Annotated in this window: 9 protein-coding genes; 3 read left to right on the top strand and 6 right to left on the bottom strand. The window is 41.3% G+C overall.

Annotated features, from left to right (window positions below):
• The first annotated feature begins 360 nt into the window (after positions 1-360).
• Entirely contained in the window at positions 361-1929 is a 1569-nt protein-coding gene (locus NSTC745_RS05415; protein ID WP_445636230.1) for a M10 family metallopeptidase C-terminal domain-containing protein, read from the top strand.
• A gap of 496 nt (positions 1930-2425) precedes the next feature.
• The gene (gene urtE / locus NSTC745_RS05420) at positions 2426-3124 is read left to right on the top strand and encodes an urea ABC transporter ATP-binding subunit UrtE (protein WP_096535825.1); all 699 of its coding nucleotides are present in this window, start codon (positions 2426-2428) and stop codon (positions 3122-3124) included.
• Positions 3125-3568: 444 nt separating this feature from the next.
• Here the strand turns inward: urtE and NSTC745_RS05425 are convergent, their stop codons facing one another.
• Positions 3569-4285: a hypothetical protein gene (locus NSTC745_RS05425; protein WP_445636231.1), complete on the bottom strand. Its 717-nt coding sequence runs from the start codon at positions 4283-4285 to the stop codon at positions 3569-3571.
• A gap of 406 nt (positions 4286-4691) precedes the next feature.
• Between NSTC745_RS05425 and NSTC745_RS05430 the strand changes: the two genes are divergently transcribed.
• The gene (locus tag NSTC745_RS05430; RefSeq protein ID WP_445636232.1) at positions 4692-5723 is read left to right on the top strand and encodes a chemotaxis protein CheB; all 1032 of its coding nucleotides are present in this window, start codon (positions 4692-4694) and stop codon (positions 5721-5723) included.
• Positions 5724-5763: 40 nt separating this feature from the next.
• Here the strand turns inward: NSTC745_RS05430 and NSTC745_RS05435 are convergent, their stop codons facing one another.
• The 5 genes from NSTC745_RS05435 to ilvD form a co-directional block, all read right to left on the bottom strand.
• A complete protein-coding gene (locus NSTC745_RS05435) occupies positions 5764-8373 on the bottom strand; it encodes a chemotaxis protein CheB (protein ID WP_445636233.1) in 2610 nt (869 codons plus the stop codon).
• Between the two features lie 338 nt (positions 8374-8711).
• On the bottom strand, positions 8712-10037 hold the full coding sequence (locus tag NSTC745_RS05440) for a cytochrome P450 (RefSeq protein WP_445636234.1): 1326 nt from the start codon (positions 10035-10037) through the stop codon (positions 8712-8714).
• A 53-nt stretch (positions 10038-10090) separates the two neighbouring features.
• Positions 10091-10222: a hypothetical protein gene (locus NSTC745_RS05445; RefSeq protein WP_445636235.1), complete on the bottom strand. Its 132-nt coding sequence runs from the start codon at positions 10220-10222 to the stop codon at positions 10091-10093.
• On the bottom strand, positions 10222-11724 hold the full coding sequence (locus tag NSTC745_RS05450) for an MOP flippase family protein (RefSeq protein WP_445636236.1): 1503 nt from the start codon (positions 11722-11724) through the stop codon (positions 10222-10224). Before NSTC745_RS05450 ends, NSTC745_RS05445 begins: the two co-directional genes overlap by 1 nt.
• Before the next feature lie 955 nt (positions 11725-12679).
• Positions 12680-14365 carry a dihydroxy-acid dehydratase gene (gene ilvD, locus NSTC745_RS05455; protein ID WP_445636237.1) on the bottom strand — a complete coding sequence of 562 codons (1686 nt, stop codon included), beginning with the start codon at positions 14363-14365 and terminating at the stop codon, positions 12680-12682.
• Positions 14366-14495: the final 130 nt, after the last annotated feature.

Genomic DNA, 14495 nt, shown 5'->3' on the forward strand with positions numbered 1-14495 from the left:
TAGCCGTTTATAGAGAAACAATTTCAATGTTACCCTACACAGACTAGTACTGAAACAGTACAAGGCTATACAGTTCACATCGCCCAAAAACCCTGATGTAGAGACGCGATAAATCGCGTCTTCAAAAACCAATTGATTTAGAAGTTTTAATTTTTAATTATGTAATAAAAAATCAAAAGTAATAAAAGTAAGAAAAGTACGATCTTTTTTATAAGCTATTAAAGATTCCGCTGATATGTTGTAATTTTATGTTTTGATGGTAGAAATTTATTCAATTACTTGGCGACAGACTAAGTAATTAAAGAACATATTCTCATCATCTTATGGCTACCTGAAATTAAAATCCCGGAACAATTAACTATGCCCCGCGCTACTACTTTGCCTGTTGCTCAAAAGCCTTTGACAAACGATGTTTACATTGATGGAATTCTCTGGGGTGGGAAGTATTATTCGTCTTCAGGTTCATCGGTAACAAAGATTGATTACTCTTTCTGGAATTCCACAGCCGCAAGTTTTGACGATCCCTACAATAACTACGCCACAAACCCCAATGACTGGTTTCCTGAGGGAAAAGATTCTTTAATAAAAGCTCTGAACACTTGGGCAGCAGTCGCTAATATTCAATTTGTAGATGCTGGAGATAATAAACAATCTGCTACTCTGGGCTTCTATAACGTGAATAATGCTCAGTTGGGCGGTGACCTGTTGGGATTTTTCAATGCTCCTGGAGAAAATGGACAGGGAATAGGCTACTTTAATCGAGAAGGATTAGGTGGAAATGTTGCTGGGACTCCAGGTAGCCTTAACTTTCTGATTTTAATTCATGAACTAGGACATGGATTAGGACTGGCTCACCCTCACGATAATGGAGGAGGTTCGCCAATTTACCCAGGAGTTACTTCACCTTTCGGAAGTTATGGAGACCTTGGCTTGAACCAGGGTATTTACACCACTATGTCCTACAATACTGGGTTTACCAGTCAGAATGGTAATCAAAATGGACTAGGCTACGGTCTTCAAAGCACCCCTATGGCGTTTGATATTGCCGCTATTCAGTATCTTTATGGCAAAAATAATAGCTACAAGACTGGTAACGATACATACTACTTGCCTAGTGTCAACCAATCTGGCACTAGTTATTCCTGTATTTGGGATGCTGGTGGGATTGATACAATTAATGGCATTAGCGCACAATCTGACGTGACGATCGATCTCAATGATGCCTCCCTCAATACTGCTCAAGACGGGGCTGGTGCTGGTGGTTATGTGTCTTCCGCTAAGGGCATTTTTGGAGGATTTACCATTGCTAACAGCGTGGTGATTGAAAACGCCACTGGCTCTAATTTTAACGATCGAATTGTAGGTAATGAATTTAACAATAGTTTAATTGGCAATGATGGTAGTGATACTATTGACGGCGGTGCTGGCAATGATACCCTCAATGGAGGCAATGGCAACGACAGATTAATTGGTCGTGCTGGCAGCGATCGCGTAACTGGTGGTGCTGGCGATGATATTCTTATCGGTGGCGCTGGCAATGACGTTCTTGTTGGTGGTACGGGTGCCGACCGTTTTCTTTATAATACAGAAGCTGCATTTGTTAGGGCTGATGTCGGTCAAGATACTATCAGCGACTTCAATCGCTCCCAAGGCGACAAAATTGTACTTGATAGGACTACCTTTACCGTACTCTCTTCTACCTCAGGTAATAGCTTGGCTGCCAATGATTTTGCAATTGCACGTCTCGATTATCTAGGTATCCCACTGACTGGAGAGTTCCTGAACGCTAAGATTGTTTACAATTCTACGAATGGGTCTTTGTATTACAACCAAAATGGTACGGCGGTCGGCTTCGGCAGTGGTGGTCTATTTGCTACTCTTTCTAATGTACCAACTTTGGCAGCCAGTGACTTCATCGTGCAAGCGTAGTTAGTTAACTTCAATATTTTAATAAAATCTGCACGCCAATTTCGATTGGCGATCGCCTAACTAAACTTTAGCAACACTGACTGATGTCAATTCCAGCCCGATTACTGCGGCTGATTTGAAAGCTCTTGCTGATTTTTAACATCAAAAGCGATCGCACTTTGGTCAAACTTCAGGGGCGATCGCTCAAATCCAACAAGATAGTTTTCATTTGGTAGGATGCGTTATAAACTGCGACTCTACTATATTTATTGTCTTATTATCAATGCGTAACTTATAAAAATTAGAATGACCGAATCGGATCTTGATGATTGCATAAAGGTGCAAACATCAAGCAAACTATTATGGTATTTTCGAGAAAAGCTATAATTAGGCGGGAGATCTCGCCAGTGTCTCAGAGGTTGTCTACCATCACTAAACTCTTGAATAATTCCATCTCGTACAAAACTATAAAAACTCAATTCTTCCTCTCTGCGCCTTTGCGCCTCTGCGTGAACCAATGCTAAAAATCTCCAACCTCAACGTCTACTACGGCGAAAGCCACATTCTCCGCAACGTAGATTTAACCGTACCATCCGGTCAAATGGTCTGTCTCATCGGACGCAATGGCGTCGGTAAAACCACCCTCCTCAAAAGCATCATGGGTTTACTCAAACCCCGCATCGGTACAATTAATTTTGCAGAACAACTAATCAACTCCAAATCTCCCGACCAAAGAGCAAAATTAGGAATTGGTTATGTCCCCCAAGGACGAGAAATTATCCCCCGTTTAACAGTTAAAGAAAATCTCCTGTTGGGGTTAGAAGCCAGACGCAAACCAGTAAAAAAAGCAGAAATTCCTGAAGAAATTTTTAGCTTATTTCCCGTATTAAAAACCATGCTTTCGCGCATGGGTGGTGATTTAAGTGGAGGACAGCAACAACAGTTGGCGATCGCTCGTGCTTTAATGGGAGAACCTCAATTACTCGTCTTAGACGAACCCACCGAAGGCATTCAACCCTCCATCATCCTCGAAATTGAAGCCGCAGTCCGTCGCATCGTCCAAACCACAGGCATTTCTGTTTTATTAGTCGAACAACATTTACACTTTGTCCGTCAAGCCGATTACTATTACGCTATGCAAAAAGGCGGTATTGTCGCCTCCGGTTCCACCGACGAACTCAGCCAAGATGTGATTCAACGTTTTTTAGCGGTTTAATCAAAGAGAATTCAGAAGTCAAAATTCAGAATTCACAATTCAGAATTACAGCAGATTGCAGCACACGTGACATCTAGTTATCGTAGAGGCACAACATTGTTCATTGGTGTCAACTTAAGCTCAAACGCTTATCCCACAGGCATTTTACCCCACCCCCAACCCCTCCCCTTGCTAAGGGGAGGGGAGGTTTTGCGCCAGCAAAACCGGGGTGGGGTAACGCGGATCTTGATGGTAATTGAGTATAACTTGCTCATCAGGGTTTCACGTTAAGTTGACACCAATGAACATTGTTGTGCACTTATCTGTATATTCAATATGCAGATTTATAGCAGTCGCCACAATTGTTAAGACATTTCCCTGTTCCCTTAAGATAAAAATATAATGTCCTAATCAATATGTCCGTTGCTATAGTCACTCAACTCAAAGATTGGTAAATTCTGACTCCTAACTCCTGAATTCTGACTCCTGACTCCTGAATTCTGAATTCTCACTAATCAAATCTGCTGCTTCTTGTAAAAGTTCGTGTTGTTCCTTTTGAATTGCCTCTAAACGGCTAGAAATTTCTGCTAATCTTAATTGTTTACTTTTTTGCAAATTCTCAGGTAATAAAACTGGTAAATTATCAATTTTTTTAGTATTTTTGATTCGTTGGATAGCAAAACCACCAACTTGAGTTAAAGAAAAAAAGCTAACTTTAACTAAAGCCTGAAGTAACTTGATTGGAAATTGAAGTATTGACCAACTAGCTGTTTCAATCAGACCGACAATTGCTTTGATAATACTCCACAATACAGCCAGAGTAAAAATTACAATTACAACGCTAATAATCGGATGATTAGCTGCCCAACTGGCTATTTGAATTAACTGCAAAATTACAGGATGTTGTATCAGCCAATTATTAAAAGAAGAACTAATTGCTGTTTCAATTGCTCCCGATGTAGAGCTTTTCAACTGTTCAGCCGTTTGCCAAGTTTGTTCTACACTTGTCGTTACCTTATCAATTGCTGAATTGGTCGTTGTAGTTGCTTGTGCTTTTAAAGATTCGCCAAATTCTTGTACTGAGTTACTCAAAGAGTTAACTTCTTGGTTGACAATATCTTTCGCTGTTTGCAAGCGTTGTAAAACTAACTCAGGCAAATGTATCTCTATAGTAGGTGTCATAAAACATTTCAAATCAAATCAGGCTAATCATCGATCGCTAAAATCTCTCCGCGTCCGCCTAATGATAAGTCTTTAAGCAGACATGAGAACGCTGAGGCTTAAATCGAACTCCAATTCGTCTTCACGGAGATTAGAAATTTACATTGTATCTAAACTTAGATTGGCTCCGATTGATTTAGACAAATTAGTTAAAAAAAAAGTTGCAAATCAAAAAATATCTTAGTGTTCGCAGTCCTCAGTCAGCAACTTCAAGTATTTGTTATTATTTCTTGAAATTTATTACGTAGGCAAAATAAATTGATACTGACAAGTATGTCTTTAGAGGTAAGCATAGCCACTGAAAAATTACTTATATAGAGTTATTTGGATGGCAATTAATGTTTGCGCTAATCCAACAAGGATATAAATGGTTGATAGCCAAAAACAGACGACTATAGACAATCTCATCGTTATTGGAACATCGGCAGGTGGGGTAGAAGCATTAACTTATTTAGTTCAACAGTTGCCAGCCGACTTAAATGCTGCTGTAATTATAGTTCTTCACTTACCCAGCCAAAGCCCTTCTATTCTGCACAATATATTGAATGGCGCTGGGAAATTGCCAGTGTTTGAAGCTCAGGATGGTGAAGCAATCAAGACTGGACAAATTTACATTGCCCCACCCGACTACCATTTGGTAGTGAAATTGGGATATTTGCAATTGACACGGGGGCCAAGAGAAAACCATAATCGGCCGGCTATCGATCCTTTATTTCGCACTGCGGCACGAGCTTACGGACAGCGAGTGATAGCCGTAATCTTAACGGGTATGCTGGATGACGGCACCGCAGGACTGATAGCAGTAAAAATGCGGGGTGGTGTGGCAGTTGTGCAAAACCCCAACGATGCAATGTATTCAGGAATGCCAAAAAGCGCGATCGAAAATGTAGAAGACATTGACTATATTTTGCCACTCTCAGAAATTCCATCCATCTTAGTAGCTCTAGCTAATATACCGATGCCAATAGAAGCACAAAAGCCTGTACCGAAGGAAATGGAGTATGAATCGGATATGGCGCAATTAAATACAGAAATACTAGAAAATAGCACTAACCCTCCCGGTAAACCATCAACCTTCAGTTGTCCTGATTGCGGTGGTACACTCTGGGAGATAGAACAGGGTAAAATGTTACGCTTTCGCTGCCACGTAGGTCATGCCTTTGGTGCAGCAAGTTTGCTGGCAATCCAATCGGAGGAAATGGAAGAGGCATTGTGGAGTGCTATTAGAGCGCTGCAAGAAAAAGCTAAGCTATCAGAGCGCATGGCTTCCAGAATGCGCGATCGCAACCTACCCTTGGCAGCAGAGCAATTAGAACAAGAAGCCCAAGCTGCTCAGCAACGCTCTGTTATTATTCAAGGACTTCTAGAACTGAGCAATGCCGCAGATGTTAATGCCTGACATATCTGACTAAATTCTCAATTCTGCTGTATTAGCCATGCTATGCGCGAGTTTTAATAGTATCAATATCAACTAACACCACCACAGCACCATCAATTTTGTTATCTGATGTTTTATAAGGTCGAATTCGCAAATCGTACCAATGCCCGTCTTGGTCTTGAACCTCTTGAGCTTTTAAGTTGAGAGTGCTAATCACTTCTAAAATTTCTTGCTCTAAGTTACGAATATTTAAGTTGTGTTTAATGTCACTCAGCGGGCGTCCCACATCTGTTGGTATCAAGTTGAAAATTCTTGCTGCTACCGGAGTAAAGCGCCGGACTCGCAAATCGCTTTCCAAAATGAGAATCGGAATATTAATACTGCTAAGAACATTCTGCAAATCATTGCTAGCTTGAATTGATTCGGCATTGCGTCGCTGCAATTCATCGTTAATTGTGTTTAGTTCTTCATTAGTTGCTTGAATTTCTTCTTTGGCTGTTTGCAATTCCTCATTAGTACTTTGCAACTCTTCGTTGCTTGATAGAATTTCTTCGTTAGCAGCTTTGAGGTTTTGATTAGTGGCTTGGTGTTCTTTTATAATCGATTGCAGATACTCTTTAGTGTTTGCTAACTCCTGTTTAAGTAGAATATTCTCCTGCTTAAGACTTAACTGCTCTCGCCTAGATTTACCTCTGCGGTCAGTGGTTGCCAGCGACTCCGGATGCTCTAAAAAGGGTGTGTCTACAAATAAAATTAAAAAGTAGTGTTTTTCCTCTGCGAAAGGTTTGAAAGGAATCACATCAACTCTCACAAACCTAAGTCGATCTGACTCTCTAAATTGCAAGTCTTCCTTTTTGACCGCGGTTAGCTGCGCTTTTGCTTGTTCGATCGCACTACGTAACTCTAGCCGTAATACTTCTTTTGTCATTTTTAGCAAATTCAGGCTTGCTTTACCTGGCATAGGTTCCAGATAAGGACTGACCTGTCCCCGAAATTGTACAATCTCTAGATCGTAGTTAACAATTACACCAGCAGGCGTATATTGATTTAGCACGATTTGGTCGGCTTGTTTTTGCAACTCCATGTCTTTATTTGCGTTCTCACTTACTTCTGACTGAGGCGTTAGGGTTGCTGTCGGATATTGGTTAGTCAGTATATCAATGCTGAGCCGTTCTGATACTATGTTGCTGATATAAATCTTGTACTTGTTGTCTATCAGATCAAATAACTTAGTAAAATCACCTACTGTCTCTGAGGTGCCCAACATCAAAAATCCTGTAGGTTTAAGACCATAGTGGAACAGCCGCAGGAGCTTCTTTTGCACATTAGCTCCCAAATAAATTAATACATTTCTACAAGTAATCAGATCTAGCCGCGAAAATGGTGGCTCAGCCATGAGATTATGCTTGGCAAAGACACACAATTCCCGCACTGGCTTGCTAATTTGGTAACCTTCTTCTACCGGAATAAAGAAGCGCTGTAGACGTGCTGGAGAGACATCTATTATTTGACTAGGCTTGTAGATGCCATTGCGGGCTTTCTCGATTACCTGCTCGTTGACATCCGTAGCAAAAATTTGGATGGGTGGATTAATTCGCTCAACTGTCAAATACTCCAGCAAGCACATAGCCAGAGAGTAAGCTTCTTGACCCGTTGAGCATCCCGCTACCCAAATGCGGATGGGTGAATCTGGCGTTCGCCCATTCACAATCGAGGGAAATACTTTAGTCTTCAAAGCTTCAAAAGCTTCAGGATCTCGGAAAAAGTTGGTAACATTAATCAGCAAATCTTGATACAGTGCGTTTACTTCTATTGGGTTGTCGTGGAGATAGCGCACATAATCCTCCAGCCTTTCGAGATGGTACAAAACCATCCGTCGCAGGATGCGCCGCTTGAGAGTGGTTGGTTTGTAATAGCTAAAGTCAACCCCATTAGTAATCCGCAGTAGACTGAAAATTTGAGAGAGAGCCTCGCTATTATCCGGTAGTTTTTCAGTCGATCCCGGCGACGGGTGGCTGATATACGAATGGCGGCTAATCTTTACCAGTTCAGATGCAATTTCTTGTGGGGTGAGAATGAAGTCTACATAACCCGAAGCCACAGCAGTGTTGGGCATACTACTTATTTGTGCTGTATCTTCACACTGAGCAAAGGTAATGCCACCAGCCTCCTTGATTTTTTGCAGTCCCTGTGTGCCATCTCCATCGCCCCCCGACAACACAACTGCGATCGCTCTATTTCCGTACTCTGCTAGCGAAAAAAAGAATGCATCCACTGTCATATATTGACCGCGAGCCTTCACCCGTGGCGTGAGTTTCAGCACTCCTTTAGAAATAGCCATGTTTTTGTTAGGTGGAATTACGTAGACATGATTTGGCTCTACAACCATACCATCTTCTACTTCATTTACGGGCATCTGGGTTGCTTGAGAAAGAATCTCGCTCAACATACTTTTATGGTCGGGGCTTAAGTGTTGAATCAGCACAAAAGCCATACCAGTATCATTGGGTAAATTACTCAGCAATTGTCTAAATGCTTCCAACCCCCCCGCAGAGGCTCCCATCCCAACAATAGGGAATGATTGTTGTTGATTATCCTGCTGCTTTCGTGTAAATGTTTCAGCTGTGGTGGTATCAGCTTGAGATTTCTTGGAAGAACGTCTAGAGGACATAAAAGTGCAGCAGATAATACTTTGATGTATTGTGTTTTGATGAATCGAGGTTAGGCATCTCAGGTTTGCTATAACCAGATATAAGTTCCAGCAAAGAAATTTAACACGCTAACTTCATGGTGAGTAAAAATTCATCACTTTTTGTTTGGCTGTAACTAATCTTGATAAATTTGTTTTTGTTTAAAACATAGTAAATATTACTACCAAGGAATATATTCAGCCTCTATCTTTTTTCAGCACTTGGGATATTCAATAGCCATCATGAGCTGCGTACAACAGGACGCATGAAAAAACTTTTTTTACCTCTCCCATCTGATTTCATTACTTCTGCCTTCTAATCAAGACACCTTTCCTCGCAGATGTTGAAATCGGACTCGTAACCCATCTTTCGGTCGGTTAGGAATTCCCATTGTGTCTAAACTTTGATTGGGTAAGATTTCCCAATCATAGCTGCGTAGCAGATGGGCAGCGATAATCTTCATTTCCATTTTCGCAAAAGCTATGCCAATGCAAACGCGTGGCCCACCGCCAAAACCAACTAAACTAAAAGGATACTGTTTATGTTCTTGACGCTGGGGGCTGAAACGATCTGGGTCAAAACGCTCTGGCTGAGAGTAAATTTCTGGTAGCCGATGAGTCAGTGCGATGGCATAGCATAATTGCCAACCAGCAGGAACATAAAAACCTTTAAATTCAAATTCTTTCACAACACCACGAAATCCCGCCCCAACTGACGGACGTAGCCTTTCAACTTCCCATAAAACTTGGTCTAAATAAGGCATTTGCCCCAGTTGTTCTAAAGTTACAGAACTAGCATCAGCAAATTTTAGTTGTTCTTCCCTAGCGCGTTGCAGTACTTCTGGATGACGGGCTAATTCTAAACACAGCCAAGTCAACATTGTAGTTGTGGTATCGTGTCCGGCAAAAAGTAGTAGTACTGCTTGGGCAATGAGTTCTTGTTCGCTCAGACTGTTACCATGTTCATCTTGGGCTTGCACTAACAAACTTAGAGCATCTTTAGTTGGGTTTTGCTGGCGTTCTCTGACGACCTTGGTTACATGCTCTAATATTTGATTCCGGGCTGCTAGGGCTTTACCAAACTTGGTAAATGGTAAAGGCAATCGATTAATTGCAAACAACCCACTTGATAGAGTTGTAAACAAATTACTCAGGCGCACACCTTCAACGCCAGGGGGCGTACCCAATAGTAATTGACTCGCAATGTCAAACGTCAGTTGTTTAAACTCCCCAAACCAGCTAAATTCACGTTGTTTTTCCCACTTTTGCAGATAACTGTGCGTGATATTTTCCATTGTGGCGACATAATTTGCTAATGCCGGGCCGTGCAACGCTGGCATCATCAAGCGGCGATTTTTGCGATGTTCCTTTCCATCTTGTAAAAAAAGTGATTCACCTAGCAGTATCTTAAAATTATCAGGCCATCCCTCCCGCCAAGAAAAATTCTCCAGATGGCTTGACAAAACAAACTCTAAGGCGTCTGGCCCTACCATTATTACAGTTGGCCTACCAAAAAGATGAGTTTTGAAGATAGGCCCATACTGGTAATAGCGCTTTTCACCAAACTTCCGGTCAAAAAGAAAGGAAAGTGTTTCACCTAATCCAGGTAAACCAAAGCTTCCAGGAGGAACTTGATTACTTTTCATACCTTAACTTTTAAACAAATTAATTAAAATAATATTTTAATTACAGCCGACATTTAGAAAGAAAGCGATCGCACAATTAAAATACGGTACAAATCCCAAATTAATTGGGGCGCAGTAAATATAATTCTCAAACTTAAAATTGGCATTGCCAAATCAAAGGATAATTTAGCAATGCCAGAATTCATTATCTTTTACTATGTCCGAGTTTTTTAGATATTGATGGGCGGATAATATCAAGTATCTGTTGTACTATGTGTGGTGCCAGAGCTGTAATTAAGACTATATATGTCATACCACCCAAGAATATACAAACAGCTAATAATGTTTGTATATTTACGAGATTTCTTAACAATTCTCTAAAGACAAAGATCACACCTGTCATACCCAGCACTCCAGTTAATGGAATCACGTACTGACCCAAATAAGTAGTCAATTTAATACCAATTAGTTTACGAATAAACCACAGATCTACAGGTGTTAACAAGTAACTACGAATCACATAAACTGCAGCAACAGCGACAATTCCCCAGCGTACAGCAATGGCAAAACCGATGACATTTACAATGGTATGCATAAAGTTTAGTCTCAGTTTCCAAACAGGTTTACCCATCGCTGTGATTACAGTGCTATGGAAGTAGGCAACTGAATGAACAATTCCAATAAAAGCGAGTATTTGCATCACTGGAATACTTGGCAACCATTGTTTTCCGAACAAAACTCTTACTAATTCGGGTGCTAATGCTGCCATGCCCAAAAATGCTGGAAAAGAAATCAGGCTGGTAAGTTGGGTTACTTTGTAGAAACCATTTCTCAACTTTTCAGGTTCATGCTGTAACCTAGAAAATGCAGGCATCGCTACCTGGTTAGTCACACCAGTCAATAATTGGGTCATGATTAAGAGCAAACGGTAAGCGACGGAGTAATAACCCAAAGCAACCGGGCCTAAAAAATAACCAATCAGTAAGTCATCGGATCTGCGATTAACAAAGTTAAGTATTTGGGTTCCAACTACATTAATACCGAAGGAAAATAATTCGTGAAAATGCTTTTGAGAAAACTTAAATCTTGGTCGCCAATTACTAGCCGACCAGAGAACTAAAACCTTAACTAAACTATTTACTAACTGTTGGCTAACTAGGCTCCAAACACCAAAGCCCATGAAAGCCATTGCCACACCAACCACGCCACCGACGCATACCGCTATCAGTTCGCGTATCGCTAAGGGTTTGAAATCTAGGTTGCGTTGAAAAATTGCTTCTTGAGTACTACTCAGGGAAATAATTACAAAACTGAGAGATAGCCAACGAATGATTGACGCTAACTGCGGCCTTAACTCCGGGTCAGACAAGAAGAAATTGGCAAATAATCCAGCAGCTGCAATACTCAAAGCTGTCATCAGCAACCCGATACCAAAGTTAGTCCAAAAGGCTGTATCGAGATGTTCTGGTTCCAGTTCCTTACGTTGAATTATCGCTACAGAAAATCCTTGGTCGAGAAAAATAGTTACGAATGCCAGGAATATACTAGCTGAAGCAACTAAACCAAAGGTACCAGGCCCAAGCAGACGGGCAAGTAGCGCAAAAACAATAAACGCGATCGCTTGGCGTCCCCAATTCTGAATTGCAGACCAAAATACACCTTTTAATGCCTTCTGTCGAAAATTCGATGATTCTTTAGGTGGTTCCATTGGTTAAGTCTCTTAAAAATTAATTCCTTGTTGCTTGTACTGAATATAGCCACAATTATGGTTGTGATTTTTGCGAACAAAAAACTGTTACTGCAATAAATTACATGGTTTCACGCAAGAGTTGTTAGATAAATTACATCACAAAATACCCAAACATTGCTTCCACCTTGGGGCGAAGATGCCAGAAATATTCTTGACGAACAATAATATTCTCGATTTGCCTGGGCATTCTTTTTGACAAGTCCCTTAAAGACATGGTTCCTAACAATACCCCATTACGATCGTTGATTTAATCAACTAATTTTTCCTGAGCGGAATTAGAAACTCCAAATTTGACAGGTATCAAACTATCATCAATAAAGTACAAGGTTCAATATATAACATAAGGTGATTTTTTACTCAGCTAATTTAAGTATATTACTTACACTGTAGTTATCCTAACTCATAAAGGCTTAGGAACTAAAGCCTAATACTCACCCAATTGCAAAAAATAAATTACGAAATTTTTTGGTATCAAAACGACTTTATTTGGCTGTGCTAGCTGCTTTCATGCTCTAAAAGCAATGGGATATTTTTTATTTATAAGGTTTTATACCCCTATAAGGCAGCCTTAAAAAGTAAAAAATTTATCAAAGCTTTAAATTTTAGTCGCTTAGAGATCTGAGTTCGTCAGTTCTAAAAACTATGAGATCGGCTACATTCCAATACAGTTGAGTTAAGTAGTAAAAATAAATTTGTGTCGGTTAGATTTTGTTAGTTAAGCTAATATTGGGAGAATTTTAAATTATCAATAATCTCAGCAAATTGGATATACTCGTTCAACAGGATATGATAAAATATTGCACTTTTTCATTGCATAACTAGGGCGGGCTTTTCAACCCACCCAACAAGAGTTTGACTTAATCTGATTATGCAGTTGAGATGTTTTTTAATTGATTAGTGCCAAATCTCCACTTCAAAATAAATCTAAATCCGTGACTGCACCAACACTACTAGAAGATACCAACTTGGCGTATTTTGCCAACACGCCTTTAGTGTAACGTGGTGCAGGAGGTTGCCAATTGGCACGACGACGAGCTAATTCTTCATCGGAGATATTTAATTGCAATAAACGAGCAGGTGCATCAATGGTAATGCTATCGCCTTCTTCAACAAGAGCGATCGCTCCTCCAACAGCTGCTTCTGGTGCAACGTGACCAACCACCATCCCATAAGTACCGCCAGAGAACCGCCCGTCAGTAATTAATCCCACGGCATCGCCCAAGCCAGCACCAATAATTGCGGAGGTGGGAGCCAACATTTCTCGCATTCCAGGGCCGCCCTTAGGCCCTTCGTAGCGAATAACTAAAATATCCCCTGGCTGAATCTTACCCGCCAAAATCGCATCTAAGGAAGCTTCTTCCGATTCAAACACCCGTGCGGGCCCGGTGATTACTGGTTTTTTCACCCCGGTAATTTTAGCTACAGCTCCTTCCGTTGCCAGATTGCCTCTGAGAATAGCTAAATGTCCTTGGGCATACATCGGGTTATTCCACGGACGAATTACATCTTGGCTGGCAGAGGGTTCTTCTGGGATATCTGCTAATATCTCTGCAATGGTTTGCCCGCTAATGGTCAAGCAATCCCCATGCAGTAAATCGTGCACGAGTAGCATTTTCATCACTTGGGGAATGCCTCCAGCTTTGTGCAAGTCTGTAGCGACATATTTACCACTTGGTTTTAAATCGCACAAAACGGGGACGCGACCGCGAATAGTTTCAAAGTCGTCTATAGTTAACTCTACCTCTGCGGCACGAGCGATCGCCAAGAAATGCAACACTGCATTTGTGGAACCACCCACCGCCATAATTACAGAAATAGCGTTCTCTATAGATTTGCGGGTGATAATTTGTCGGGGTAAGATTTGTTTTTTGATCGCTTCGACTAAAACAAATGCCGATTTTTCTGTACTGTCGGCTTTTTCGGCATCTTCCGCTGCCATTGTGGAGGAATAGGGCAAACTCATACCCAGCGCCTCGAAAGCAGAAGACATGGTATTAGCCGTGTACATACCACCGCAGGAACCAGCCCCAGGACAAGCCCGACTTTCAACTTCTAATAATTCCTTTTCGTCAATTTTCCCAGCACTGTATTGACCAACGGCTTCAAAAGAACTAACAACCGTTAAATCGCGTCCGTTGTAGTGACCAGGTTTGATAGTGCCACCGTAAACAAAGATAGCCGGAATATTCATCCGCGCCATCGCCAGCATCGCCCCTGGCATATTTTTATCACAACCACCAATGGCCAGTACGCCATCCATACTTTGTCCCGTGCAGGCGGTTTCAATGGAATCAGCAATAACTTCCCGCGATACTAGGGAATATTTCATCCCTTCAGTTCCCATTGAAATCCCATCACTAATGGTAATCGTCCCGAACAATTGCGGCATCGCCCCGGCAGCTTTAATCCCAACTTCTGCCCGTTGTGCGAGTATATTGATTCCCATATTACAGGGAGTAATTGTACTATAACCATTGGCAATGCCTACAATGGCTTTGTTGAAATCCTCATCTTTAAAACCAACTGCACGCAGCATAGCTCGATTAGGCGATCGCTGCACCCCTTTGGTGACAATTTGGCTTCTCAAATTCTCCGACATCTTTTTTCCTTTCGTGCCATCATCGCAACTGTCGCGATTATATTACCTGATTTTCTCATGCCTGGGATGCGCGATCTTTTCTTGAGTAATTCTTGATGTTTCATCTCGAAAGTGTCGAGTGCGGAGTAGG

This window comes from Nostoc sp. DSM 114161, assembly GCF_052692665.1.

What these genes read in the sequence shown, in the direction of transcription:
- NSTC745_RS05415 (WP_445636230.1), top strand. Translation starts at nt 361, where the DNA reads ATGCCCCGCGCTACTACTTTGCCTGTTGCTCAAAAGCCTTTGACAAAC.
- ilvD (WP_445636237.1), bottom strand. Translation starts at nt 14,365, where the DNA reads ATGTCGGAGAATTTGAGAAGCCAAATTGTCACCAAAGGGGTGCAGCGA.
- NSTC745_RS05450 (WP_445636236.1), bottom strand. Translation starts at nt 11,724, where the DNA reads ATGGAACCACCTAAAGAATCATCGAATTTTCGACAGAAGGCATTAAAA.
- NSTC745_RS05440 (WP_445636234.1), bottom strand. Translation starts at nt 10,037, where the DNA reads ATGAAAAGTAATCAAGTTCCTCCTGGAAGCTTTGGTTTACCTGGATTA.
- urtE (WP_096535825.1), top strand. Translation starts at nt 2,426, where the DNA reads ATGCTAAAAATCTCCAACCTCAACGTCTACTACGGCGAAAGCCACATT.
- NSTC745_RS05425 (WP_445636231.1), bottom strand. Translation starts at nt 4,285, where the DNA reads ATGACACCTACTATAGAGATACATTTGCCTGAGTTAGTTTTACAACGC.
- NSTC745_RS05445 (WP_445636235.1), bottom strand. Translation starts at nt 10,222, where the DNA reads ATGAATTCTGGCATTGCTAAATTATCCTTTGATTTGGCAATGCCAATT.
- NSTC745_RS05435 (WP_445636233.1), bottom strand. Translation starts at nt 8,373, where the DNA reads ATGTCCTCTAGACGTTCTTCCAAGAAATCTCAAGCTGATACCACCACA.
- NSTC745_RS05430 (WP_445636232.1), top strand. Translation starts at nt 4,692, where the DNA reads ATGGTTGATAGCCAAAAACAGACGACTATAGACAATCTCATCGTTATT.